This window comes from Vibrio sp. AIC-3, assembly GCF_013114515.1.
Taxonomy (GTDB): Bacteria; Pseudomonadota; Gammaproteobacteria; order Enterobacterales; family Vibrionaceae; genus Vibrio; species Vibrio crassostreae_C.
Genome location: NZ_VTXG01000028.1, coordinates 34,683 through 60,219, shown reverse-complemented (window position 1 = coordinate 60,219; position 25,537 = coordinate 34,683). Strand labels below are relative to the sequence as shown.

The 25,537-nt window shown below is 43.1% G+C and carries 19 protein-coding genes, 3 pseudogenes and 1 riboswitch; of the genes and pseudogenes, 9 read left to right on the top strand and 13 right to left on the bottom strand.

The window, feature by feature from the left end:
• Positions 1-162: 162 nt before the first annotated feature.
• From F0229_RS21930 to F0229_RS17345, 3 genes and pseudogenes are all read left to right on the top strand, one after another.
• Positions 163-285, top strand: a pseudogene (locus F0229_RS21930) (ISAs1 family transposase); the annotation flags it as partial.
• 1 nt (position 286) lies between these two features.
• A pseudogene (locus F0229_RS17350) lies at positions 287-871 on the top strand (IS5 family transposase); the annotation flags it as partial.
• Between the two features lie 196 nt (positions 872-1,067).
• Positions 1,068-1,808: a hypothetical protein gene (locus F0229_RS17345; protein ID WP_171733347.1), complete on the top strand. Its 741-nt coding sequence runs from the start codon at positions 1,068-1,070 to the stop codon at positions 1,806-1,808.
• 321 nt (positions 1,809-2,129) lie between these two features.
• On the opposite strand, the pseudogene F0229_RS17340 reads toward F0229_RS17345, so the two are convergent.
• Positions 2,130-2,399 (bottom strand): annotated as a pseudogene (locus F0229_RS17340) (carboxypeptidase M32); the annotation flags it as partial.
• Positions 2,400-2,790: 391 nt separating this feature from the next.
• Between F0229_RS17340 and F0229_RS17335 the strand changes: the two are divergent.
• Positions 2,791-3,069 carry a hypothetical protein gene (locus tag F0229_RS17335; RefSeq protein ID WP_017063787.1) on the top strand — a complete coding sequence of 93 codons (279 nt, stop codon included), beginning with the start codon at positions 2,791-2,793 and terminating at the stop codon, positions 3,067-3,069.
• A 529-nt stretch (positions 3,070-3,598) separates the two neighbouring features.
• On the opposite strand, the gene F0229_RS17330 is transcribed toward F0229_RS17335, so the two are convergent.
• Positions 3,599-4,510: a LysR family transcriptional regulator gene (locus tag F0229_RS17330; RefSeq protein WP_017070940.1), complete on the bottom strand. Its 912-nt coding sequence runs from the start codon at positions 4,508-4,510 to the stop codon at positions 3,599-3,601.
• A 330-nt stretch (positions 4,511-4,840) separates the two neighbouring features.
• Positions 4,841-6,313, bottom strand: a complete 1,473-nt coding sequence (locus tag F0229_RS17325) for a carboxypeptidase M32 (RefSeq protein WP_171733346.1) — start codon at positions 6,311-6,313, stop codon at positions 4,841-4,843.
• A gap of 321 nt (positions 6,314-6,634) precedes the next feature.
• Here F0229_RS17325 and F0229_RS17320 point away from each other — a divergent pair, with 321 nt between their 5' ends.
• On the top strand, positions 6,635-7,270 hold the full coding sequence (locus tag F0229_RS17320) for a LysE family translocator (protein WP_017058961.1): 636 nt from the start codon (positions 6,635-6,637) through the stop codon (positions 7,268-7,270).
• Positions 7,271-7,371: 101 nt separating this feature from the next.
• Here F0229_RS17320 and F0229_RS17315 read toward each other — a convergent pair whose 3' ends face one another.
• The 4 genes from F0229_RS17315 to F0229_RS17300 all read right to left on the bottom strand — a co-directional run bounded on the left by F0229_RS17315 (position 7,372) and on the right by F0229_RS17300 (position 12,433).
• The gene (locus F0229_RS17315) at positions 7,372-8,847 is read right to left on the bottom strand and encodes an aerolysin family beta-barrel pore-forming toxin (RefSeq protein ID WP_171733345.1); all 1,476 of its coding nucleotides are present in this window, start codon (positions 8,845-8,847) and stop codon (positions 7,372-7,374) included.
• 560 nt (positions 8,848-9,407) lie between these two features.
• Positions 9,408-9,869, bottom strand: coding sequence for a hypothetical protein (locus tag F0229_RS17310; protein ID WP_017069348.1), 462 nt, complete (start codon positions 9,867-9,869; stop codon positions 9,408-9,410).
• Positions 9,866-10,678: a winged helix-turn-helix domain-containing protein gene (locus tag F0229_RS17305; protein WP_017066273.1), complete on the bottom strand. Its 813-nt coding sequence runs from the start codon at positions 10,676-10,678 to the stop codon at positions 9,866-9,868. Before F0229_RS17305 ends, F0229_RS17310 begins: the two co-directional genes overlap by 4 nt.
• A gap of 384 nt (positions 10,679-11,062) precedes the next feature.
• Complete coding sequence (locus F0229_RS17300; protein WP_017066272.1) at positions 11,063-12,433, bottom strand: sodium:alanine symporter family protein; 1,371 nt, start codon at positions 12,431-12,433, stop codon at positions 11,063-11,065.
• A 128-nt stretch (positions 12,434-12,561) separates the two neighbouring features.
• Positions 12,562-12,681: riboswitch (glycine riboswitch) on the bottom strand.
• A 609-nt stretch (positions 12,682-13,290) separates the two neighbouring features.
• Here F0229_RS17300 and F0229_RS17295 point away from each other — a divergent pair.
• Positions 13,291-14,025, top strand: coding sequence for a chromosome partitioning protein ParA (locus F0229_RS17295; RefSeq protein ID WP_171733344.1), 735 nt, complete (start codon positions 13,291-13,293; stop codon positions 14,023-14,025).
• Positions 14,026-14,347: 322 nt separating this feature from the next.
• Entirely contained in the window at positions 14,348-14,575 is a 228-nt protein-coding gene (locus F0229_RS17290) for a hypothetical protein (RefSeq protein WP_065584878.1), read from the top strand.
• Between the two features lie 148 nt (positions 14,576-14,723).
• Here the strand turns inward: F0229_RS17290 and F0229_RS17285 are convergent, their stop codons facing one another.
• The 6 genes from F0229_RS17285 to F0229_RS17260 form a co-directional block, all read right to left on the bottom strand.
• Positions 14,724-16,265, bottom strand: a complete 1,542-nt coding sequence (locus tag F0229_RS17285; protein WP_136974315.1) for a sodium:alanine symporter family protein — start codon at positions 16,263-16,265, stop codon at positions 14,724-14,726.
• A 560-nt stretch (positions 16,266-16,825) separates the two neighbouring features.
• Positions 16,826-17,998, bottom strand: coding sequence for an ABC transporter permease (locus tag F0229_RS17280; protein WP_102320370.1), 1,173 nt, complete (start codon positions 17,996-17,998; stop codon positions 16,826-16,828).
• Positions 17,995-19,296 (bottom strand): ABC transporter permease, encoded by a 1,302-nt coding sequence (locus tag F0229_RS17275; protein WP_171733343.1) that lies wholly within the window; start codon positions 19,294-19,296, stop codon positions 17,995-17,997. The genes F0229_RS17280 and F0229_RS17275 overlap by 4 nt, the downstream gene beginning before the upstream one ends.
• 7 nt (positions 19,297-19,303) lie before the next feature.
• Complete coding sequence (locus tag F0229_RS17270; protein ID WP_017070946.1) at positions 19,304-20,278, bottom strand: HlyD family secretion protein; 975 nt, start codon at positions 20,276-20,278, stop codon at positions 19,304-19,306.
• Positions 20,279-20,281: 3 nt separating this feature from the next.
• The gene (locus F0229_RS17265) at positions 20,282-21,721 is read right to left on the bottom strand and encodes a TolC family protein (protein WP_017063805.1); all 1,440 of its coding nucleotides are present in this window, start codon (positions 21,719-21,721) and stop codon (positions 20,282-20,284) included.
• Between the two features lie 215 nt (positions 21,722-21,936).
• On the bottom strand, positions 21,937-22,164 hold the full coding sequence (locus F0229_RS17260; RefSeq protein ID WP_009846577.1) for a hypothetical protein: 228 nt from the start codon (positions 22,162-22,164) through the stop codon (positions 21,937-21,939).
• Between the two features lie 621 nt (positions 22,165-22,785).
• On the opposite strand from F0229_RS17260, the gene F0229_RS17255 reads away from it, so the two are divergent.
• Positions 22,786-24,438, top strand: a complete 1,653-nt coding sequence (locus F0229_RS17255) for a sensor histidine kinase (protein ID WP_171733342.1) — start codon at positions 22,786-22,788, stop codon at positions 24,436-24,438.
• 69 nt (positions 24,439-24,507) lie between these two features.
• A complete protein-coding gene (locus F0229_RS17250) occupies positions 24,508-25,203 on the top strand; it encodes a response regulator (protein ID WP_017069356.1) in 696 nt (231 codons plus the stop codon).
• Positions 25,204-25,537: the final 334 nt, after the last annotated feature.

Here is a 25,537-nt window from a genome sequence, read left to right as displayed (position 1 = left end):
TATTGATGTAGGTAGTTTGTTTGGCGACGATTATCTGATCATAAATGAAGCCTTTTTTCTATCTAAATAAACAAGTTAGCTCTTAAGATCCTGTCTATGAGCAAAGCATAAATTACTCAAGGTATGGCAAAAGTCGTATATGCTTGTGTCTAATATGACTGGAGCAGATCACTGTTCAAACAAGACACGACTAAGTCAGCTAGTATGGCAAGGAAAAAGAAAATGGCAGGGCTAGATGATGATTATCGCTCAGCCCTTCTGGAGTCAGGGATTAAAATGCGCTAGCCGTGGTCCTGTAGCCCATGTCGTGATTGACTCGACAGGTCTAAAAGTGTTTGGCGAAGGTGAATGGAAAACTCGCAAGCACGGCAAAGAAAAGCGGCGCACATGGCGTAAACTGCACCTTGCTGTAGACCCAAAAAACCATGATGTAATTGGTGCTGAAGTTAGCCTTGTTTCGGTAGGTGATAACGAAGTTCTCCCTACGTTACTCAACCCATTAAGACGTAAGATACATCAAGTGTCAGCAGACGGAGCATACGATACGAAAGCCTGTCATAAAGTCTTGAAGAACAAAGGATGCAAACCAACTATCCCTCCTCGCTCAAATGCAGGGCTGTGGGAGGAAGGGCATCCAAGAAATGAAGCAGTTAAAGCCTTAAAATGCAATGCGTTAGCCAAGTGGAAACGCGATAATGACTATCATCAAAGATCGATTTCAGAGACAGCCATGTACCGATATAAGCAACTCAATAGTGCTACATTGAGTCTACGATCTTACAATGCTCAGGTTGGTGAAATCCTCGCTGGTGTCAAGGTCATGAACAAAGTCATAAGACTAGGTATGCCCGTAAGAAATGAAGTTGCTTAATTGCTCGCAGCCCTTGGGGTTACTACGCTCTTAGGGGAGAATTGATCAACAACGCCCTTCCATAGTATAGTCATTCAAGCATGGAGCCTCCGAAGCTAACTAGCCCCATCAGAGAGCAGTTAACCATCGAGATTCATGTCATTAGTGAATTGGTTATTTTGTTGTTTTTTAAACCTCTAAATTGAAAGGATTCAATATGGAAATACGATTTGATAGAGCTCTAATAGTAGCTACTTTAACTGCTTTATTGTCAGGATGTCCTTTAGACGGTGATAATGGTGAAGCTGGAACTACAGGGTTGGCTGGTATAAATTGCTGGGATACCAATCAAAACCGAATTAATGATCCTGATGAAGATCGAAATTTTGATGGTGTTTGGGATGTTAAGGACTGTTCTACTACTCAACAAACAACTCAAAGCCTAGATGTGGCGCTTAATCATCAACATTTTTGTGAAGCTTTTGCTACATTAGGCCGATACCCTGAAGGGTGCCCCTCAAATTCTCATACTGTTCCCACAGGTACACTTCAAAGAATTGGGGAAAATGATTTTTACGATGATGGTCGCAATGGATTTGAAAGTTGTGCAAACACACCAGACAACGGGCTCTTGAGCATTGTTTACAATAGCACGCTAGATCAGTCGTACTTCGAGCTAGAAGGCGGTTATATTGCTAGCCAAAGTACAATGTCATTACAAGATGTTATTTTGAACAACTCTTGTTTTAATGCTTGTGATGCCGACGCGAACTGTGTCGCTTCTTTTGCAACAAAAATAACTCCGGAAGCACTTACATGTAATGTTTTTTATCACTCAGATACAGTAAGCACATTCAGTTCACTATGTGGTGTGAGTGGCGTTCCTAATACAACACCTTCTGAACTTTGCCTTTTGGCTCTTTCCAGCAACCTAATATGGTCTGCAAAGTGCCTGTAATATTGAATAGATAGGTTTAAATGCTGCAAAGACAGCGCTTAATACCTATTGTGAACAAGTTCGAAAACTCTGTCTTGTTCAGCACAATCAAGACTAAGCAAGGTATGTTATTTTCCAATATTTGAAGTTATACATGAATTGCTAATATTATGTTTTCTCAAAATGATTTATGTCCAATTTCGTGCTAGTAGGTACCAGAATCTTCCGTGATTGTTAAGTTCGATGAAGGGATAAAACCTTCAAATCAATCTAAGTATGTTTTGAAAATGTGATTAAAAAGGCTGAATCAATAAACTGATCAGCCTCTATCGATTTATTCCATTAAAGGTAACGACTTCTCAAATGATCTTTGAAGTATTGCGCATTCAAGGTTTCACCTGTTGCACCTTTCACCAAATCATCAGTAGTAAGCAGGCTGCTTTTGCTCCAAATGTTCGATTCTAACCAATTGAAGATAGGGGATAGGTCACCGCTTTCAATCACTGAGTTCACATCCACTGTTTTCTTCATTGAAGCCATGAACTGAGCCGCGTACATCGCACCTAATGTGTAAGGTGGGAAGTAACCGAATGCGCCGTCCGTCCAGTGGAGAATGTGACCTGCATTTTAAGGTAGTTGCGGCTGTCCAAATTCTTGCTAACGGGGCGACTTAACTCACAAAGTACGAAAAGTGGGGGCAGAGTACAGTTCTTGACTCAAACGAATTCGCTAGTTTTTGCTCTGTAAATCGCACTGAAAGAGTCACACACATACAAGGTAGTATGAGCATAGCCTTGAACAAGCCCAAAATCCTCGCTGAGAGCGTTTGAGGCGGTCTGAGGGTTGTTTTTGGTAGCTAATTTACCCATTTACCATAATAAGAATGATGAACTCCGACTTTAATTGCATGAAACGAGAGCTATCTATTTAGTTTCACTGCTACGACAATCTTAATTTCTTACTAAACTGGAATTAGTATTGAACTAATAAAAAAGGAATAGTTATGCGAATTGTTTTTTTTGTTTTTGCTCTTTTTTTTTCTTCCCTTTCATTTGGAGGTTTTAAACCAATTCACGATAAAGCCTTAGAAGAAAAAGCACTCGATGCATTAGAAGTTCACTTAGTAGCTGAAGGTTTGATAAGAGATGATGCTGAGCTAGCTCTCGCGTATGAGGAGGGAGGGAAGAGTATTTTTTTCTTTCGAGTAAGAGAGCATGAAGGTGGGGATGAGTTATATAGGGTTTTTTGCTCAAAGGCTAGGTGCCGTTTTAGTTATAACTGACAATTGAAGTTGTAGTGGTCTAATGATCCCTGACAATCACGTAAGCGACTTTTTCTATCCTTTTAATTCATGCTTTGCTTAATTGGCAATCTTGCTAAAACGGAAATGTCCAGAGGCTTCATAAGCCTGAAGCTTTACTCGTGGCGCTTTTCTTGCAAAGTGCCTGCTAGCTCAGATCTGCCCCAAAATCACTTAGATTGAATACTCTACATCGTTTAGGATGCGAACATTTTCCCTACTAAAAGTCATCCATCCTTATGAACTTTAGTTGTGAACAATTGCTATGTATCACATCAACCATTTAGTCACTTTATCTTCACGGGCTGGGGGTAAAATCACAACAAACTGTATGATATCTTTTATATTATTTAAAGGTACAGGGAAAGTGACATGACTGAAGAGATAGTCAGCTTGATACCTCACACTCCTATATAAAGGGTGTAATCCATCAAAACTCGAACTTAAAGTTAACTGAAACGAAAACAAGGCTCTAATTGAACCTTGTTAAAAAATTGGATGAGTCTATGAGTTAACGACGGAGACCGTCTTCAAATCGCTTGCGATAATTGTTTATCACGGTGATTAACGACTTTTTAATATCAACAATTTGTTTGGAATGTGGACACCAAAGCGCGAAGCCAAACTTGAAGCCCTCTAGCATCTCATCGGCTTCAACTGGCTCAATGGCATGATTGGCAAACTCAGTATTAGCGAAGGTTTTAGGCAGTAACGCCCAACCAAACCCCGCTTCGACCATCTTTATCACTAGGGCAAGTTGATCGATTGCTTCATTGTCTGAGCTGTAAATAATCTTCTCTGACATACCTTCTTCAATAAAAGATCGTAAGACAAATTGTTTGCTGTTTTTCAGAGCCACCAAGACTGCACTTTTCTCCAACCTAGATAGATCTCCACCTTTTTGAACAAAAGGGAGAAATTCGAAATGCCCAAGGAAAGTAGCATCAAAGCTATACATCGCCTGACGGTCATGCACATTGACGATACCAAAATGGTATTCGCCACTATCTATGCCTCTTTTGATGTCCTGTTTATTCCTAACAAAAAAGTTCACGCGCATTAGCGGAAAATCGCGAAGAAATTGCTGGCGGATTTCAACCAAAGCGCGATGAGGAATCACACTAGAATAAGCGATGTTGACGCTTTCTAATCCACCATAAGAGAGGCTTAGCGCCAATTTATCGAAAGTACGCGCTTGCTCGATGGTTAATTTAGCATTGTGATAAAGAAGGTGACCATCTTCAGTTGGCTCTACCGAACGCCCCACTCGTTCAAACAAACTGACCGCTAGTTGGTCTTCAAGGTTGGTAATCACCTGCCCTATCGTAGTTCGGTGCTTATTGAGTTTGACCGCGGCTTTGCTAAACGAGAGTTGTTCATAAACGGTCACGAACGCGAGAAGTTGTTCAAAACTAAAATTCATAGGTTTCACTTCCTTTCTAGAGTGATTTACTTAAAATATGATAACTGATCTGCACCAGTGATACTGGACACTCGACTAAGCGAGTTGCCCTACTTCTGTTAATTCATGACTTACTAAATTAGATAAAACGCAACTCGGAAATGTCCAGAACCTTCACAGATGGCACTTCGTAACTCAGAAGTGCCCCTTTTCTAGTTAGAACCAAAGCTACCCTTCAGCCATAATTGTGACTTTTGACTTACAATACTTGTACTATGCTTTTTTCAGCTTGGTTCTACTTACACAGCAAGCTCTGCAAGTAGAAACCTTCAATGTAGTTGGGCGTTTTATCTACAGATAACGACTTCTCAAATGGTCTTTGAAGTATTGCGCATTCAAGGTTTCGCCCGTTGCACCTTTCACCAAGTCATCAGTGGTCAGCAGGCTGCCTTTGCTCCAAATGTTTGATTCTAACCAAGTGAAGATAGGGGATAGGTCACCGCTTTCAATCACAGAGTTTATATCTACCGTTTTCTTCATTGAAGCCATGAACTGCGCCGCATACATCGCACCTAATGTGTACGATGGGAAGTAACCAAATGCGCCGTCTGTCCAGTGGATGTCTTGCATACAGCCGTTAGTGAAGTTGCCTTGAGTGCTTAAACCAAGGTAAGACTGCATCTTGGTATTCCATAACTCTGGCACGTCAGTGTGTTTGATCTTGCCGTTGATCAAGTCACGCTCAATCTCGTAACGCAGGATAACGTGTGCAGGGTAGGTGAGTTCATCAGCATCGACACGGATGAAGTCTTTCTTCACGCGCGTGTAGATCTTCTGGAAGTTTTCTTTCTCAAATTCTGAGCCTGAGAATTGCTGACCAGCCAAGTTCGCTAAGTGTCCAATGAACGGGTCGCTGCGGCCGACTTGCATCTCGAAGAATAAAGATTGAGATTCATGAATGCCCATAGAACGAGCTTCCCCCGCTGGTTGTCCTGCTAGGTGTTTTGGTAAGCCTTGTTCGTAACGTGCGTGGCCTGTTTCATGCACAATACCCATTAAGCTTTGAACGAATTCCGCTTCGTCATAGCGTGTTGTGATACGCACGTCTGAAGGGACGCCGCCACAGAATGGGTGAACACTTTCATCCAATCGGCCGTGTTCAAAATCGAACTGAAGCAGCTTCATGACTTCTAAACCCAGTGCTTTCTGTTTCTCGGTCGAATAGATACCTGATGGTGCGTTAAATTGCTCGCTCGATTGTTTTTCGATCACTTCATCAATTAAACCTGGAAGCCAAGTTTTAACGTCTGCAAATAGGGTATCAAGTGAAGTAGAGCTGGTGCTCGGTTCATAAATATCCAGCATCGCATCATAAGGCGTTAGATTGGCTGCGTCTGCGCGAATCTGCGCTTCTTCACGAGAAAGCTCAACCACTTCACGCCAGTTCTTTTCGAATCCAACCCAGTCGTTGTTACCGCGTTGGCTACGCCACGCATGTTCACATTTTGAACCCGATAGAGATTTCGCTTCAACCAGTTTTTCTGGAAGTAGGTTTGCTTGTTGCCACTGGCGTTTTATTTCACGAAGTGACGATTGTTGCTCAGTGTTCAGCGCTTCATTTTCAGCGTCTGCAATCCAATCGCCAAGCTGTGGTTGAGTCATTAAGCCGTGAATATGAACAGAAAGCTCGGCCATCGCTTCACTACGAGCTTGGTTACCACCTGCTGGCATCATTGAAGCTTGGTCCCAACCACAAATAGAAGCTAGGTGTTGAAAGCGTGAACATTTTTGAGAGTGTTCGACTAGTTTTTTGAATGCGCTCATTTGACTACTCTTAATTTGGTTTCTTTAAATGATCCTTAGGGCTGCGTCAGCGTTAAGGTTCATCTCGTGTACTTTGATTATGGCTTTGCTTTTTAATGACGTCGACCTTCGCAGTCGAAGATATAGCGAGAAAAGCATGAGGCGATACGATGCCTTGAATTTACTATTTCTTAACAAATCAAACTGTTCTATTGTGCACAAAATCAAACTGTTCTATTGTGCACAAAATCAGTGAGTTGTATAGCTGGTGGCAATTGTTGCTTGCGAATTGTTCAGATACACGGTATTGATGATAGATCGCTGAACAAAAATGACAATGATATGGATATTTTGAACTTTGAGGCATTTCTAATTGCCATCACTATTTTAACGCTAACGCCGGGCTTAGATACGGCTTTGGTGATTCGCAATACTAGCCGCTCTGGCTTAGCTGACGGTTGTATGACGAGCTTTGGTATTTGTAGCGGCTTGTATGTACACGCGTTTTTCTCTGCTGTGGGTATATCTGCAATCCTCGCCCAATCCGCTGAACTCTTTCAAGCCGTTAAGATGGTAGGTGCGGTTTACCTCATCTGGCTTGGCTTAAGCAGTTTGCGAGCGTTGATGAAAAACGGTGGCGGTTTGAAGGTCGGAGAACAAGCTCAGCAGGCTTACAGTGCAAAGCGTTCTTTGCGTGAAGGCTTTCTGTCTAACGTTCTTAACCCAAAAACAGCAGTTTTCTATCTGGCCTTTTTACCTCAATTTGTAAACCCTGAAGGTTCGCCTTTATTGCAATCTATGTTGATGGCTTCGGTACACTTTATGATTGCGATGGTATGGCAATGTGGTTTGGCTGGCGCTCTTAATTCCGCTAAAAACTTGCTCAAAAACGCGAGTTTTATGAAGTGGATGGAAGGCGTGACGGGCATGGTGTTGGTTGGGCTGGGTGTTAAGCTTCTGATGGAAGAGCCTGTGTAGTTCACCGTTTCCAGTTGAACATGAATATATGAAAGCCCACGGCGTGGGCTTTGTGCTTTATTACTGGTAGATCTTTGTACCGATCTTATTCAACAGCGCAGTTATTCAACGACGCTAATGTTCATCTCAGCACCTTCGAAACCTAAGTCACTCAACTCATCGGCGTTAAAGTTGGTGGTAACTTCGATGTCGCCAATGCGTTCACTGGTTTCATTAGCCGAATCAACGCTTCTTTTGCTGCGTAGATTGTTAGTAATTGGTGTTGCTTGTCCAATTTCGATAGTACCTGCAAATTGAGATTCAGCGTAGAAATCTCCAGACACGTAAGAGTGGAAGGGGCGTAAGCTTCCGCCAGTCGCGTATTGCATGCTTGATAAGCCAGCTTCTTTAATCGCCCAGCCCCAATCCCACCATTTAGTTTCACCTGGGATGTAACGGTGATCCCATTGGTAGCGAATGTCGGCAGATTCACTGCTGCCACGGCCCATAGTGAAGGTATGAGCCTTGTATGGACGGTTATCTGGATGGGTATGCCATGCGTTGCCACCCCAACGAAGGAAGCCGTTGAATTCAACATCGTAGCTAATATCGGCGTTGAATCGGTACGGGTAAGAGATGCTTGAACGATACAGCTTAACTCGAATCGGTAGCTCCGAATTCGCAGGAACCATAGGACGAGCTTGAAGTGTTACTTGTTCGCTAGTGGAGTTGCCATTTGTTTCAGCGAAGCTTTGGTTAGCCTCGAACTTAACGGTGAGCTTAGTTTCGCCAACCAAAGGCCACTTGAAGGTGTTCTCTGTTTGAACGCTCTGTGAGAATCCGTAGCTGTTCGTTTTCGACCAGTTTGTTGATTCGTCTACTTTTAGGTCTACCACCACTTGTTGCGCGATGTTGCTGTTGTTTCTTGCCGTCGCGTAAACCGTTTTCACTAGTTCACGATCCGACTCGACAACATCACCATGCCAAAAGTTGTCGTCGTTAACGGTGTAGGCAAAATTGTCGACGGTGATTTTGGTTTTTTCATCACAGCGATAGCCGCTACAAGAGCCATTGTTATTTCCTTGTATTACCCAACTGTTGCCAGAGCGCTTTATCGTCATGTCTTCGCCCACGTACTGACTGTTATTACCGCCAACCCAAGCGTAACCTAGGTTGTGGGCTAAGTAGCTTAATGGGCGTACAAAGTCGTTACGGTTGTTCACTAATTCATACTGAACATCGATTTCGCTGCCTTCCTGAACCGATTTGGCGGAATAGTTAGGGATTTCAGATTGGTCGTTGTTTGGGTAACAGAACGTTGACCCACTGCTTGATTGCTTAATTTCGCCATGATAACCCGGCCCCATGATTACCCAGTTTCCTTTTAACCCGGTGATCTGCCAAGTGCCCATGCGAGCGACCAAAGTACTCTTCTGCTCTTCTGCTTCATAACGGTCTATAGGACGATAACCAGAGCGACAGACATCTTCACCAAGTTGGTCAAACACTATTTGGTCTGGGTAAATCTTCGCATTTACACCGGTTGATAGAACAGACAACACTGCGGTTGCTAAGAGACTTCTGTTTACTGTGATCATTAACAATTCCCTCATTTGTAATTTTTCTATTTTGATAATGTTTTGTGTGCCGTGCAGTTAACAAGACAAGTTCACTTTTTCATGTTGATAAATAGATAGATACTGAAAAGGGTTGAATTAAATTACCCAGTTAATTCAATGGCTTGTATTGTCATTAGTGTTTTTACGGTGAAAGAGTATGCAACTGAACGTAAATTGTTTGATGGGGCTCAAACCGTTTTTAGAAAAATGAAGGCCCATTATTCGGGCTTAGACGTCAAAATTATTTGACGTTATTTTTGGCGTTTGTATGAATGGTTAATTAGAAGAACAGGTATAACCATTCACAATACTCGTAGTTTTAAGGTGGGCAGGTAGTGAGTGACAAAGAGTAAAAATCTAACTTGAATATTTTGCTTTGCTATCGGTTTTAAAATGCAAACACTTAAAGTAAGGAATACTGTAATAATTGTATTACTAATAAAATAATGAAAATAACCATCCGTTTTTTATGTGTAATATCGGAAAAGCTTGCTACTTGATAATAGGGCACTTTTTGCTAGTGGTTAAACTATCTCTAATTATCGTTTGGCCAGAAGTTGCGTTCGGCCTGTATTACACGTTTTAATGATGGCAAATAAATCATTCGAACTTAAGATATCAATCTTTACCGTTAATGGGTCATTGTTGATTAACAGGTAAGGCGCCAATCGGCTGTCATTCATTGTTTTATTTATTTTTTGCACAGAGACTAAGTCAATGGTGCCAGAAATAGTAAAGAAAAGTGATTGAGAAGGACGGGCTGTTCCTCTGAATCGCAGAACAAGTGGGTCGGGCATGTTGTCGTCTTGAACGGACATCAGGTGCAGCACCTTGTTGTTACTTATTTTCGTTAATCCGTCGGTACGTAATACATTGTCATTCACTATCAGGTCCACCACGCTATGTTGGTAGCGATGCTCTTCTTTTGGTTGGGGCGAAGGGATACTCCATATGCCAACCAATAAAACGAATGCAGAAATGAGCGCAACGATTGGCATCATAATTGACCTCTTTCTAGGAATAGGGCCAGTTCGGTACTGGCTTGATCTAGTTGGGTTGGCGTGTAAAAGATGTTGACGGACTGGCGTGTGGCTTTGTTCAGAATAGAGAGCTCAGAATATTCCGCTTCTTCGCTAATGTACGCCACGCAATCACATTGATACTGATAGAGAATGCTTTCTAGCTCTGGCGTCATCGCCATTTCAGGGGCTTGGAAAACTTGTATTTGACCTATCCATTGCTCGCTGAGCCGGTTAACGGGGTTGATATCGCTGAGGTTTCTCTCATTAACCTTAGCAAAAGCCAATAACGCTGATGCCAACAGTAAGCAGCCAGTGGTGAAGTAGCACAACTTGTTTCGGTTTTCAGCAGTGGGAAAGTAAGCCGACGAACTTTGTTTAGGGTTAGGCTTAGGTTCGACTGCAACAGCTGCACCGATAGCAATACCGTTATTGCCGACGGGTATCAGGTTGCTCGCATCAGCAAGGGGAGTTGTGGCTGCATTATTGATGGGGGAGTCGATTACCACGCACTCATCGATAAGGCGATAGCCCACCTTAGGAACGGTGACGATTGGGGTTTCTTTGATGCCTAATCTAACGAACCCTTGGCGCAGTAAACTTATACTTTTCGCTAGTGACGTATCCCCTATGAACTCGTTTCCCCAAGCGAAGCTAATAATATCTTGTTTGTTAACAATATCGGGTGAGTTTTTATGTAATAACTCCAGGACCCGAGTTTCACGGTATCCTACTTTAATAGAACGTTCATCGTTATAAATACGGTTTTTAATCGGGTCGAATCTGATCATATAGCCAACGTTTTATTTTTATTATAATTCTCTCTACAATGTAGATGACTATAAACTGACTAATATATGAATTAAAGTCACATGTTTTATTCTTCTGGTTTTTTGTGTCGTTGAAACGAAAATAAATTTAATATGTTTGTTACAAAACGCCTGACACCAGCGCACAATCTGTTAAATATAAGTAATATCTAATTAAGTGTTGGTTTTATTAGTGTCCTTTTTAGTAGTCTACTATTCGCTTTATTAAATCGCATAGTAGTCGATTTAATATTCTTGTTATTTATAAGGGCATATGTTCTGCATAATAATTTAAGACGTTTCGCTATGTGATGAAAATAAAAAAGCCCGCAGTTGAGTGCGGGCTTGGTATTCAATCACTTCAGTTTACGCTTTAACTGCTTCACAATCATGTGAAGACGTCAACGGTTTGAAGAATAGCTTGGTTTCTTCGATAACAACGTGGCGCAGCAAGATAAGCCCGATTAGGTTCGGAATTGCCATTAGGCCGTTCACGATATCAGCCATTATCCAGATCATGTCGAGCTTTAAGAATGCACCAGAAGCCACCAACGCAATGAAGATGATCTTGTAAGGCAATACAGCTTTGGTACCTAGCAAGAACACAACACAGCGCTCACCGTAGTAGTTCCAACCTAAAATTGTTGTAAACGCAAAGAAGATTAAGCCAACAGAAACCAACATAGGGCCAAGGGTATCTGCATTCAGACCAACAGCGAATGCGTGAGTGGTCATCGCAGCGCCTGAAAGATCAGTCTGCCAAGCACCCGTTAAGATAAGCGCCAAACCTGTCATCGTACAGATGATGATGGTGTCGAAGAAGGTACCTGTCATAGAGACAAGTCCTTGTTTCACACATGAGTCTGTTTTAGCCGCTGCTGCAGCCATTGGTGCGCTACCTAGGCCAGATTCGTTCGAGAACACACCACGAGCGATACCTGATTGGATAGCAAGCATGATGCTCGCGCCAAAGAAACCACCGGTTGCTGCTGTGTTGGTAAACGCAGAAGTCACAACAAGGGTAATGGCATTCAGTAGTTGGTCGGCATTTGAAATCAGAACGCTTAAACACGCGACGACGTACATAACCGCCATAGTAGGAACAACTTTCCCTGCCACTTTAGCGATAGATTGGATACCACCAAGGGTAACCACTGCCACTAATATCGTAAGAACGACAGCAGACATCTCACGCGAAGCGCCAAATGAGATTTGAGTTGCGTCCAAGATAGCGTTGACTTGTGGGAAGGTACCGATACCGAAGCAAGCAACGCCGAGCGCGAAGACAGCGAACATTACCGCTAAGATTCGTGAGCCGACACCGTATTGCAGGTAGTACATTGGGCCGCCAACCATTTCGCCATTGCTATCGGTTCTGCGGTATTTAACGGCGAGTAGACATTCTGCGTACTTGGTCGCCATACCAAATACAGCGGCAAGCCACATCCAGAATAGGGCACCAGGGCCACCAATCTTGATTGCGGTCGCTACACCAACGATGTTACCTGTACCAATGGTTGCTGAAAGTGCAGTACACAAAGCCGCGAAACTCGATACGTCACCCGTACCAGATTTGTCTTTGCTGAACACCATTTTCAGTGCAGTTGGGAGGTGTCTAAACTGGAGTAAGCCTAAGCGAAAAGTAAAGTAGATACCTGTACCCACTAGCAGAATAAGCAGTGGTGGTCCCCAAACGAATTGGTTGATGGTTTGTAGTGTAGCTTGTAGGTGGTTCATAGATTCCCCTTAATAAATTAAAAATTTAAGGAGAAGAGGGAAGGCAGTGCAGATCTCAGGGATCGGGCGCACTACTTAATACATACGGATTTCTAGATAGAATTCTTGTGTTAATTAAGGCTGTTGCTTTCCACTCCTCTGTCCTTTTGCCTGAGAGTTTCACTTAGCGAATCACTTATAGATAAGTAACGGGCACTAAGCTTGCTCCTTCGGCGACCGATCTAACGGTTCTCTCCAGAGGTTCCTCCAACGACAGTCCTCACTTTTCTGGATTTCTCCAGCATAAAGCACCTGAAAGATTTACTTCTTCGGCGGGTCAATCTAACTAAATGTTAGTGTTTAGTTAAAAACCACTCTCCTGCAGTCTTCATCGGAACAATTACCTAAATAATTAGGTAATCTGTAGGCGTATCCTAGATCATATAAAATGTGATGTCAGCTACAAAATATCTGTTTGCACAAATGTTGTTCAACTAAATGATCAAACAACGAGTCTCTGACGTAACTTGCTTATTTAAATGGTATAAAATAGAGAAACAAGGAGGAGTTATGACTCGACTAATAGCGATTGTTTTTTTATTGGCTTTGGCATTTGTACTATTTCGTTACCGGACAAACGAAAAACTGCAAAAATGGGTAGTGATAGTTATCGTTAGCAGTTTCCTTTTGTATACTGCCAGCTTGATGATTTCGGAGTTAACTCGTTAAGCCTGCCTGTAAACAGGTGGGATGAATGTGTTAGTAAAGCTTAAGTGCTTCTGGCTTGAGCGATAGGTTTAACTGAGCCTTCACAATCAGTATTGGCATTCGTGTCAGTGACCGCGTAACGTTAAATAAATTTTTGGGAGTACCCGCTAGTGAACCAGCAATCTGGACAAAGCGAACAAGATGAAGTGGTTGTTATAGAAGAACGCGATAAGCGCAGTCAGCTCTATATCGGCATTGCTGCGGTTATAGGTTTAGCACTGGGTGGCTTAATTGGTTCTACAGTTACGGCTTCTAAGTGGGAGTCCACTTACCAGGTACTCGAAACTCGTTATCAAGAACTGCATGACAGCAGAGCACAGTTGATGACATCCGTTGAAACTAAAGTGGCAAAAGTTGATACCGAAATCGATGCGAAAGTAGAAGCCGCTCTAGTGAAACAAACGGAAGAGCATCAAAAAGAGCTCCTGGAATTAGCGAAGCAGTCTTCGGTTTTAGAGAAGGCGAACTACTCGTTAGAGCAACAGCTAAATGAACAGAAGCAAACGTTAGAGCAAACTCAGCAAGACAACCAGAAACTTAATCGTCAGGCTGACATGCAATCGACTTTGTTTGAGCGTGCGCGTGAAGTTTTCCGAAAAGAATTACAGATTTCTCAAGAACTTGAAAAACTTGAGAAAGAAAGAGATCAACTCGAGCAGAATCTTGGTTCTCTTAAGAAAGCGTGTGATGTTTACTTAGATGGCACATCATGGGATGCGAAATCTGACGCGTGTGAGAAGCAAGATAACGCTAACTCTCGACTGAGCGATATCAGACAAATGATTGAAGTCTACACCATGGATCTCAAGCAGATCAAAACGCTCACTGAAGAGATGGGTTTATAAGCCGAAGGCTTTACCAACCTAACGTTAGTTTTGCATTAAATATTGAAACGCCCACATCACACACGTGATGTGGGCGTTTTGCGTTTGTCGAGAGCATAGATCCGGTGCGTTCTCATTATTGATTATTTAAGTGTTTTCATTGTTTGCTTAGATATTTGTGAATAGTTACGTATATCCACAATGATATGTTACTTGTTGTCTATTAAATGACTTTGCATACATATTTTCAGCTCAGAGTCGCTGCATAATAGTGTTGTTCAGGATGAACACGCAGTCGATTGCTAGCTCGCATTTGGCTGCTTTGACGACAAGGGATGGAGTGATGCCAGAGTATCTTTGTGAGAACTGCACCATAGCTTATTGTTTCGATGATTGTCGCTCGCCATTAGCGCAAAAAGAGATGATCAAAGTAGAAGAGTTGGTTCGTCGTGTCGATGTTGAACACGATGATGAACAGAGTGAAAAGGGTGAAAAGAGTGAGCAGGGCATTGAAGGTAGTTATTCGCCTAATCGTTCAGACATAAAAAATCCCCACAAGCCAAGCTGGTAGGGATTTTGGATAAGTTGCAGTCCTGTTCTCGCTTTCTCAAGCAAAGGGTCTTACAAAAATTTTTAGAACAGTTTCGTTTTTAGAGCTGTGTCGTTTCTTAGAATGCAGTTAGCTACTAGAGTAGAGCAAAACCTCATTCCACTAAACGTTATTTCTCATACGTTTTGATTTCGCCTGATTTCACACGAGCAACAAACGATTGCAGTTCTTTCTTCACAACTGGCATCAAGAAGTACAGACCAAGAATGTTGAAGATAGACATCGCAAAGATAGCCGCATCAGAGAAGTCGATTACCGCACCAAATTGAATCGTGGCACCAATAACAACAAACACACAGAACATCACTTTGAAAATCAGCTCCGTTGTTTTGCCTTCACCAAATAGGTAAGTCCAAGCTTTAAGACCGTAGTACGACCAAGAAATCATCGTCGAGAACGCAAACATGATTACTGCGAGAGCGAGTGTGTATTTGAATACTTCTGCCGTTTCAGTAAACGATGCAGCAGTCAGCGTTACACCCGTTAAACCAGAGCCATCGAATGGACCTACGTTTAAACCAGCGATAGTGATAACCAATGCGGTCATTGTACAAATGATTACCGTATCAACGAACGGTTCTAATAGTGATACTAGACCTTCGGTGATTGGTTCTTTTGTTTTAACCGCTGAGTGAGCGATAGCTGCTGAACCTACACCTGCTTCGTTCGAGAATGTTGCACGTTTCAAGCCTTGAATTAGCGCACCAATAAATCCACCAACAACACCTTCACCAGTAAATGCACCTGTAAAGATTGCGCTGAACGCAGGGCCGACTTGATCAAGGTTAGAACCGATGACAATCAGAGCCATACCGATATACAGAGCAGCCATCCAAGGAACAACTTTTTCTGTTACCGATGCGATAGAAGGCATACCACCAACAATCACAGAGAAAACTAAAGAGGCAAGTACAAGGCCAGTGATCACACCGTATTCACTTGGTACATCAAATGCGTAAGTTAACATGGCGTGTGCTTGGTTAGCTTGGAACATGTTACCGCCGCCCAATGCGCCTAAAATACACATTAATGCGAAACCAATAGCGAGCACTTTACCTAGTCCACCTAAACCTCTTTCACCCAGGCCTTGGCTTAGGTAGTACATTGGACCGCCCGAAACAACACCTGAAGGTAGGATAGTTCGGTATTTCACACCTAAAGTACACTCACAGAACTTAGAAGCCATACCCAGAAGGCCACACAAGATCATCCAGAATGTCGCGCCAGGACCACCAATCGCAAGTGCAGCACCTACACCGGCAATGTTACCAAGCCCGACAGTACCAGAAAGCGCCGTTGTTAACGCTTGAAAGTGAGAAACCTCGCCGTCCTCTTTAGAGTTAGGGTCGGTATACTTACCTTTGATAATGTCTATCGCCATGCCGACACGTTTAAATTGAACAAAGCCAAAGTAAATAGTGAAGATGATCGCAGCGAGCAACAGCCAGCCAACAATCACTGGGAAGTTAGCTTCACCAATCGGTACACTTTTAAATATCAGCCCAACGAACCAACCTGTGTATTCGTTGAAAAAACCATCAACACTTTGACTTAAGTTGCTGATAGCTTGGTTAAATGATCCTTCTTCTGCAAATGCACTGGAACTAAACAATAATATAAACCCAAAAAATAATTCACGTATGTTTTTCATGGTTTTCCCTGTCTTTTTAATAAATTATGTTTGTTGCTGTTGTGTTTGTTTTCTATTTGATTTGTATATTTCAGCGGTATATCTACTTCATTCGACGGCAACATAAACGGCTGTAGCTAGGTCGAAAAACGAAATAAATATAAGTACTGATCTTGCTTTATATGGATATCCTTTTGGTATGTGCACCAATAAGACTATGGTATTCGGACTACCAAGCCCTACTGACAATCCTATACATAAAAATAATGCCAACAAAGAAACTTTTACAATAAATTTACAATTGTTCGGGTTTTGTCATCATTTGGGAATAAGTCGATGCTTTTTATGCTGAGAAAAGCATATGCAGTAGCTGCTATAGAGTCGGGTGAAGGAGAATTCAGAGTGATGGGCTGGAGGGACATAGAGGGCGCGTAGGGGATTTCGAGTATTCGATATGTTTTCGAGGTGTATAAACATTCTAAGGCTGAAAGTGTATTCGGATCTTAGGATATTAAAAAAGCCCTTTATAAGAGCTTTTTTGATGAGCGGAAAGCATGACTCCTTTCCGATAGCACATAAAACTAAACGGCTCGATCACTATTGCTATTGCCAACCGTGCTTTTGCTGGATTTGTGGTAGAGCTTAAGTGCCAATAACGAACCCCACAACAAAACTTGTCCCCAGAGTAATGTCCATTGAGATGCCACCTCTTGCCAAGATGCACCCATCTGATCAAGTGCTAAGAAACCTTGGATAGCCGGTGTGCTTGGGAACAGCTGTGATAATAGAACTAACCATTCGGGCATCATTTCAACTGGCCAGATAAAACCTGAAGAGAAGATCAGTGGCATTGAACTGATTAACACTACAACCGTGACTAGCTCTCTTCGTGGCACTAACTCACCAATAAAAATCCCGATCAAACAACTGGCCAGTAAGAAGGGCAGAAGTAAGGTTAAGATCTGTGTTGTTGAGGCGAGCTGGTTTATCCCATACATCGAAAAGCTAGCGCCGAAATAGTACATCGACAACAGGTAATAAATGCCGACTAAGGTACAACAGCGGGCAAGCATCAGTTTCGCTGGAGAGGTCTTACTCCAGTAGCCAAATGTCGATTGAGCGTTTTGGGTTGCACCCACTAAACCAGAAGCCATGGCTAAGGTTTGTTGCAGGATCAACACAAAGACGGCTGGAACTACGTAATCGATGTATCCCATGCGACTATTAAACGTTGGTTTCAGGTTCAAGCTGAATGCACTGTAGCCTTTGGCTGCCGATTCTAAAGGCACACCTTCGACTAACAAATGGCTGACCTTAACTTGCGCAGCTAACGTACCACCGGCCTTGGCAAGCCCTTCAACAATGGTTCCGTAGACCAAAAAGTAAGAAGCATCACCAGCGTAAGAAAGTGTCGGGCTCTTACCGAGCAACAAGTCTTTATAGAAATCTTCTGGAATGACAAGGAATCCGCCAATCTCTTGGTTAAGCACGGCTTGTTTCGCATCGGCGATGGTGGAGTCTCGACGGACCAATTCGATCTGAGAGGTGGCATCCACCATACGCTCTAATTGATAGCTGCTTTGACTCTTATCCAAGTTCACAACCGAAGCTTTCAGTTGTTGAGGAACTTGGTTCGCGTAAGGCAATGGATACAAGAAGGAATAGAAGACCACACCACCAAATACCGTAAGAAGCACGACAGGGTTGCGCAATACCGCTAAGAGTTCTTGCTTGAGCAGTTGAGTAAAGCTCATCGTTTTACTCCTTGTTGTGCTGATGCTTCTGGCTGTGTTGACGGCGTTGTTTTTGCAGATATAGCTGCTTTTGTAGATGGATCTGCTTGTGCAGTTAGAGTTGATTGCGCCAAGTGTTTCTTAATTAGCAACATTACCACGAAAGCAGGAACTGCATACCACAACATAGAAGAGAGGCTGATCAAAGACTGTGCTGCGCTCACACCATAACTAGACTGCGCCGTTTGTACTTCGATGTAATGACTCACGGGCAATAAGCTTCTCCAAATTTGAGCAGCTGTGTTCATGTCTGTTACTGGAAAGGTAATACCCATGAACGCAAAGCTTGGTGCCGTAAATGCGCCAGCGAAACTCATCGCCCTTGCTGGATCAAGTGTTAAGAAGAAAAACAAACAACCCATAATGATACAACTGATCACGGTTAGCAGTTGGGCAATAGTCAATGCCACAAAGCTGCCGTTAAATGGCCAGTCTAAGAGCACATAGAACCAAAAACTAAACGCGATACCAAACATCAAAAACAAGACAAGGTAGGGCGTTAATGTTGATGCGAGTGACTTCATAGGAGCGTTGGATAACCAAGCTTGAAGGCCACGTGCTCTAACGTTCGCCGTTAAAACTAATATCGTGCCGACCACAACCATGATCTGCCACAGTGCAGGAATAACTGCAGACACCAAGAACTGAGCATAACTGCTGTTCTTGTTAAACAGTGGCGTGATCTGGCTTTGCACTGTTACTGCTTGGCCTAATGCTGATTGGACTGTGGTATCACCGAGTGACAGTTGTTTAACCACTTCAAGTTGCGCGTTAAAAGTCCCTTGAGCCTGCAGCAAGGCAGAGTTCACCAGCTTACCGATTAAGATAAATTGGCTGTTATAGAATACAGACACTTGCGGATTCAAGCCGAGCAGAAGGTCTCGGTCGAAGTGCCTTGGTATCACAACATAACCATAGATATCACGTTCGATCATCGCTTTCGCCGCATCACTTGCAGAGCTGTATTTCTGAGTGACTTGCAGCGTTGGTGACGCATCAACAAGGCGTGTGAACTGTTGCGAGATTTGACTGTGCTCAAGGTCGACAACTGCGACCGGTAAGTCACGAGCGATCCCTTGTGAAAAAATCAGCCAGATACTGGCAGCAAGCAGCAAAGGAATCCAAGTTAGGCAAGACAACAACCATTTGTCTTTGCGGACAATCGCCCACTGCCGAAGCAAGGTATTCTTCGCTCTATGATGCTCAGTTGATTGCGAGCCTCTAGATTGCGATCCAGTATATTGAGAGTTAGCAGACATAAGTCACCTAAAGCTCAACCACTAGGCTCATGCCCATACGCAGTGTTTCGCTCGTATCGACAGGGTGCGCTTCTACTTCAAAAGTACGTAAATCGAAGCCTTGTGCTGCGTCTGTTGAGCGCCAAGTTGCGAAATCACCCATTACGGCGATGTGAGTTACTTGGAAAGTTAATGATTTATCCAGAGCCGGTAGGTACGCCTCAAACTGGCTGCCTTTCTCGAAATGCTTAAGCATGTCTTCACGAACATTGAGCACAGCCCAAGCATCCTTGGTGTCGATAACAGTCACAACAGGGAAGCCTTGTGGTGCAAGTTCTCCACTGCTCAATAGAACCTGAGAGACTTCGCCATTAAACCAGCTGTGGATCTGTGTGTCTTTTGCGTAAGCTTCAACTTCCGCTACCGCACCCGCTGCCATTAACGCTTTTTGAGCGGCGGCCACTTTGGTTTCGTCACGCGCACCTTCTTGCGCTAATTGATACATTTGGAATGCAGCGCTTTCGGTGTACTTCGCCGCTTGCCACTGTGTTTTGGCTTCATCACGCTTCTGCTCGGCAACCACACCATCGTTGTAAAGGTTGTTTACACGTTGGTAGGTTTTGTCCATCAGATCGGCAGCTGCTTTGGCTTTCAACCATTGGTCTTTAGCCGCTTGGATCTGTTGAGTACGCGCGCCATTCTCTGCTTCTTGTGCTAATGCACCAGCGGCTTTCTGACCAGCTTTTGCTTGCTCTAGCTTCGCATCAATCTCAGGGCTTAGTAGAGAGAAGATCAATTCGCCTTTTTCAACCGAATCGCCTTTGCGCACGAATATTTCATCAATTCTGCCAGGTACTTTCGATGAGATGCTGTATTGCTGAACATCGATTTGACCTTGAAGCTTAACCGGCTGAGGTTGATAAGCTTGATAGAAACTGTATCCGACCCAGCCAATAACGCCGATACCAACTAAAGATAGAAGAAGGGGCTTAATAGGTTTCATGAATTATCCTTTTGACTGGCTAACGGTGTCTGTTTTTGAGTCGAAATCAGACGGAACAGAGGAGGTTAAGTAACTGGAGTAAGCATTCATTTCGCTGGTTAGCGCTAACAGCTTGTTGAGAGAGATTAGGTATTTGAAGCGAGCAGCAGATTGCTGGGTTTTAATGCTCGCAAGATAAAGCTCGGCATCAACCACTTCTAATGAGTTAGATAACCCTTGTGTGAAGGCTTTTTTACGAAGTAATAGGTTTTCCTGAGCTAAAGACAAGCTCGAGTTTAGGCCTTGAACCTCTTCAATGGCTTGGTTTGCTTCAAGGTAAGTCTTTTGTACCAACACGGTTAAGTCTTGCTTAGCTTGTGACTTAAGGAATTGAACCTGTGATACGGCACTGTGAGCCGCAGCGACTTTGTCGGAACGGCCAGAGGTATCAAGCAGTGGCACATTCACACCAATGCCAACCAACCAATCGGGTTTCATTTCACTGGCTAGAGAGTCATCTTCATACAGGCTGTAATCACCATAAAGGTAAACCTCTGGGTAGTATTTACCTTTCTCGGCTTTAATTAAGCTGCTTGCTTGTTTCTCTTTTGCATCAAGAATCTTAAGGCCGGGGTAGGTCATGAGTGTCTGGTCAATGAACACGTCCATATGAGGCAGGTTCTTATTGATAAACAGTTGTTCAGAGGGTTCTACACTTTCATTTTGACCAAGGATTTGGGTCAACGCCAATTGCGCAATTTTAAGATCGTTCTGAGCTTTCGTGCGCTCTACAATCGCTTTATCTAAAGAAGCATCGGCTTGTAGGCGTTCTACTCGGGCGATTTGTCCTTGCTGTTCAAGCTTGATGGCGAAATCACGATGCTGAGTTAAGCCTGCTTCAACGGCTTGACGCGTTCTCACCACGTCTTCCGCTAAGATCACCGAGAAGTAATACTTACTTAAGTCTTCGTAGCGAGCTTGTTTCTCCATCAACAGTTGGCTTTGCGCTTCTTCGCTTTTACCTTCAGCCGCATTTTGCGCAGCGGTTATTCGACCACCAGTGAAGATAGGCCACACAGCACGAATGGAAGAGCTAAAGATGTCTTGTTCGGTAATCGTTGAGGTAACGCCACCAACTAGAGGGCGCAAAATCGCGGATATAGCAGGGTTTACTCCACTCAAGCTATCTGAAAACTGTTCACCATTAATCGTCACATCACTATCAAGGTGCGTGTAGTTAGCCCCTAAGGTAATAGAAGGAAGATTGAGGCTACTTGTTGAGTTCTGAAGGTGTTGATAACGTTCAACGTTGGCTTGTTGAGCCGCAAGAGAGTTGTTGTTCTCTTGGAGAATTTGCCACGCTTCAGAAAAAGTGAGCGGAGCTGCATAGCCTGGCGAAGCCATAGTGCCGAGAAGCATACTGGCGATCGCAAGGTATCGGAATTTTGGTTTGGTCATCTGCATTAAATACCAATTAGAGTATTAACTCTAATGTTAACAGGGCGATAGTCATTTGTCTTGAATAAATTGTCTCATATGAATAGAAATTCTCATAACTCGTTAATCAAGTGTAAATAAGATTGAGTGACGTGAATATCAAAGATAAATGAAACTTAAAAAGCACGCATAAGCATGCTCTTTAAGTTCAGTATAGAAGTGTTTTTACAAAATGAAGTGGCTTATTTAAAGCTAGGACAATGGTGATCGGCGCGCCATACCAATTGTCTTGAACCTTGCATTGTTTGTAATAAATCTCTACCTGACATTTGCGGGAATGCTAACAATACCTTGAGGTCGAGAGGGGAGGTGCCATCTTTCTCATAGGCTCTTACGTGAGTAAAAGTCGATTGTAAGTGTTTGAACAGCATAGTCTTAGTAAGACAAATTCCAAAGTTATCGCGTTTCATTGCCTTGTTTCCTTTTCAACAATGTTTATACGTTATGTTTGTTATCCTGTTTCTATTGGACGTTGCCACTGACTGATCGATACTTCCTGCTCATCAATGTTTTATTATTGGGTGATGCTTTTATCAGTCACCTCTTCGTTGTCTGGCTAGCCGAGTTTGAAATAGCGATGGATGAATAGGGGAGAATACTTAATCCGTTTGTTCATCATTCGTAACGGCGAGCGTGCAACTTTTAGTTATAGATACGTCCAGCGAGCGAAGGGTTGTTGCTATTTTGTTAATCGAAGTTTCGATTCAAAGCGCGGTCTGAAAATCATGACCTATGGCTTAGCAACAATAAACTTCTTCATATGCAACCATTATAATTGTATTTATTTTAAACAACCTAAAAAACACCTAAAAGCTTAGTGATCTAGCTCAATATTTATTCGTTTATTTTGGTTTTTAAGCTAATCAGTCCTAAAAATGAACGATTAATCGAGATGAACAACGTAAAGGATTATCAATTAACAATCTGCTCAATTATTTAGTTGAGTAGCAGTCACAAATTAACGCCCCTAGAAAGGTCATGCGATTAACTTGGTGTTAACATTGATCGTCTAACACTAGGGACGGTGGAATATGAAATGGAGCAGTATCAGTTTCCGTAAAAGGTTACTGATTATCATGACGGTCACTGGCCTCGTTGAACTTTTGATTCTTGCAGCTGCTGGTTTTTACTACATCAAACAATCTCAAGAACAAGAGATGGGTTTGAAAGCGTTAGGTGTTGCTGAATTTCTATCTGAATCGCCGCTTGTCACCAGCATTATTCAAGAAAATGGAACGTTGGACCCTAATGGCGTTCCCTACGTTTTGTCTGAAGAAACCCAAGTTAAATTTCGTAACCTTACTCAGCTCATTGGCGCGGCGTTTATCGTTGTTGGAGATGATAAAGGTATCCGCCTGATTCACCCTTATGATGACAGGCTCGGTAAACCCATGCGTGGTGGCGATAACCAAAAAGCATTGGTATTGGGCGAGTCTTATGTGTCGACAGCCAAAGGATCGCTGGGTTTTTCAGTTCGTGGTAAATCCGCGGTAAAAGACACCCAAGGTACCGTTATTGGTGTGGTGTCAGTTGGTTACTTATTGGATTCGTTGCAAGATCGAATCGAACCTTACTTAGCCTTTTTGATTGTGATGGCGTTGCTGGTGGTTGCGGTCAACGCTTTGATTTCGAGTTATGTATCTCGCCGTTTTCAACGCGCTATTTTGGGCTTTGAGCCTGAAGAGATAGGCCGGTTGTATGTTGAGCTAGATGTAACCATGAGTACCGTGAAAGAGGGCATTCTGAGCATCGATAAGCACGGCATTTTACGTTCAATTAATAAGAGTGCCTGCGATATTTTATCGATAGACAGGGATAAAGCACTCAATCAACAGCGCCTTTCTGATGTATTGCCAGGCAGTGATTTAGAACAACTGCTATCAACCGGCGACACCGACCACGATGTTGAGTTGTATTTAAACAATAAGCGAATCATTGCTAACCGAAGCCCGATTATAGTGGCAGGTGAGGTGGTCGGGGCGGTATCGAGTTTCCGATTACGAGATGAAATCAACGATTTAACAGACCAGCTCTCACAAACCAAAGAATATGCTGATCTACTGCGTTCACAAACCCACGAGCATCAAAACAAGCTTAACACTATTAGTGGCTTGATTCAGATGGGCGAGTTGGATTCTGTTCAACAATTGATTGGTCAAGAAACCGCTCATTACCAGAGCTTAATTGAGTTCTTAAGAGAGACGGTGAAAGACCCTCTTATTGCAGGCATGCTTTTAGGCAAAACAGAGCGAGCTCGAGAGATTGGGTTAGAGCTTAAAGTGGAAGAGGGATCAAGGCTTGAAGCTCTGCCTAGCTGGTTAAACGCGGATGACGTTGTCACAATTCTTGGCAACCTGATTGATAACGCCTTTGACGCCACCATGACGGCGATTAAGCAAGAGGGTCAAATTGCGCCAGCGCGTCGGGTTATTGAAGTTTCAATCAGTGATTTTGGTAATGAAATTATCCTAGAAGTAGAAGACAAAGGGTGCGGTTTGCCGAAAGAGTTGGCGACCAAAGCACTCACCGAAAAAGGCGTATCGAGCAAAGCGAAGCAAAATCGTGGTGTGGGTTTGTATCTGATAAAGCAGCTGGCAGACCGATATCAAGGGCAGCTTGAAATGGTCGACAACCAAGATTTTGGCACGCGAATGACGGTTTATTTGCCAAAAGAAGAACAATAATAATTAAGCACGAAGCGATCTTGTGAAGATCATCGTGACGGAAAAAACATGGTTAAAGGAAGAACATAAATGAACGCAATCACGAGAGTCATGGTCATTGAAGATGATATTGCGATTGCAGAGCTACACCATCGTTATTTAGAACAGATGGGTGGCTTTGACGTGGTCGGCATTGCCACTACACAGTCTGAAGCGCTGATGCAACTGGACATCTTAAAACCGAATTTGGTGTTATTGGATGTGTATCTGCCGGACGGGTGTGGGCTCGATATTCTTAATCACGTAAGAGGGAGCAATCAAGGCTGCGACGTTATCTTGATTACTGCTGCTCGGGATGTGGATACGCTGCAGCAGGCAATGCGTGGTGGGGTGGTCGATTATCTATTGAAACCAGTAATGTTCCCTCGTTTGGAAGCGGCACTGAAAAAGTATCAATCTCAACAGCAAGAGTTTGAAAGTGTGTCGGATTTGAATCAAGGTTTGGTTGATAAGATGCTGCAAGCCAATGCCAAAGCGGACTCTGGAAAAGTATCCACCTTACCCAAAGGCATTGATGGCGTAACGTTGGATAAGATCAGAGCCATTTTTCAGCAAGCTGATGCCGTTAATATTACCGCCGATGAAGCCGGAGAACGAATTGGTGCTAGCCGAACCACCGCCAGACGCTATTTAGAATTTTTGATTACCACTGGTGAGTTAGTCGCAGACTTAAATTACGGTACCGTAGGTCGCCCGGAGCGCTGCTACAACAAAGCGCAAAGATAAACACGACACCATCAAAATAAATATAAAGCCAGTTGAATAAGCTGGTTTTACCTTTTTCTCCCTTTCCTATTGCTCACTCCACCGACCAGATACCGTTCTTTCTTGACTACACTGTTTGAGAATGCCGATTTGCTTCTCCCTCGGGTCAAATGAACGGAACTATCGATTAGAATTTGTTCGAAATGAGTCAATATTTAATCGATTGCTTTCACAGTGGTTGATGTAAATCAAATAGTCATAGACAATACTGTCCCGAATAGAGGTGATAGCTTTCACCCTCGTTTACCAAACGCATTCTCAAATTTAATAGGCGCTTACTATTGATGTAATAGTT

Coding starts and splice junctions, on each gene's coding strand:
- F0229_RS17290 (WP_065584878.1), top strand. CDS start 14,348: ATGCCAGAGTATCTTTGTGAGAACTGCACCATAGCTTATTGTTTCGAT.
- F0229_RS17265 (WP_017063805.1), bottom strand. CDS start 21,721: ATGCAGATGACCAAACCAAAATTCCGATACCTTGCGATCGCCAGTATG.
- F0229_RS17270 (WP_017070946.1), bottom strand. CDS start 20,278: ATGAAACCTATTAAGCCCCTTCTTCTATCTTTAGTTGGTATCGGCGTT.
- F0229_RS17275 (WP_171733343.1), bottom strand. CDS start 19,296: ATGTCTGCTAACTCTCAATATACTGGATCGCAATCTAGAGGCTCGCAA.
- F0229_RS17300 (WP_017066272.1), bottom strand. CDS start 12,433: ATGAACCACCTACAAGCTACACTACAAACCATCAACCAATTCGTTTGG.
- F0229_RS17320 (WP_017058961.1), top strand. CDS start 6,635: ATGGATATTTTGAACTTTGAGGCATTTCTAATTGCCATCACTATTTTA.
- F0229_RS17330 (WP_017070940.1), bottom strand. CDS start 4,510: ATGAATTTTAGTTTTGAACAACTTCTCGCGTTCGTGACCGTTTATGAA.
- F0229_RS17260 (WP_009846577.1), bottom strand. CDS start 22,164: ATGAAACGCGATAACTTTGGAATTTGTCTTACTAAGACTATGCTGTTC.
- F0229_RS17305 (WP_017066273.1), bottom strand. CDS start 10,678: ATGATCAGATTCGACCCGATTAAAAACCGTATTTATAACGATGAACGT.
- F0229_RS17345 (WP_171733347.1), top strand. CDS start 1,068: ATGGAAATACGATTTGATAGAGCTCTAATAGTAGCTACTTTAACTGCT.
- F0229_RS17250 (WP_017069356.1), top strand. CDS start 24,508: ATGAACGCAATCACGAGAGTCATGGTCATTGAAGATGATATTGCGATT.
- F0229_RS17280 (WP_102320370.1), bottom strand. CDS start 17,998: ATGAGCTTTACTCAACTGCTCAAGCAAGAACTCTTAGCGGTATTGCGC.
- F0229_RS17310 (WP_017069348.1), bottom strand. CDS start 9,869: ATGATGCCAATCGTTGCGCTCATTTCTGCATTCGTTTTATTGGTTGGC.
- F0229_RS17335 (WP_017063787.1), top strand. CDS start 2,791: ATGCGAATTGTTTTTTTTGTTTTTGCTCTTTTTTTTTCTTCCCTTTCA.
- F0229_RS17325 (WP_171733346.1), bottom strand. CDS start 6,313: ATGAGCGCATTCAAAAAACTAGTCGAACACTCTCAAAAATGTTCACGC.
- F0229_RS17285 (WP_136974315.1), bottom strand. CDS start 16,265: ATGAAAAACATACGTGAATTATTTTTTGGGTTTATATTATTGTTTAGT.
- F0229_RS17255 (WP_171733342.1), top strand. CDS start 22,786: ATGAAATGGAGCAGTATCAGTTTCCGTAAAAGGTTACTGATTATCATG.
- F0229_RS17315 (WP_171733345.1), bottom strand. CDS start 8,847: ATGATCACAGTAAACAGAAGTCTCTTAGCAACCGCAGTGTTGTCTGTT.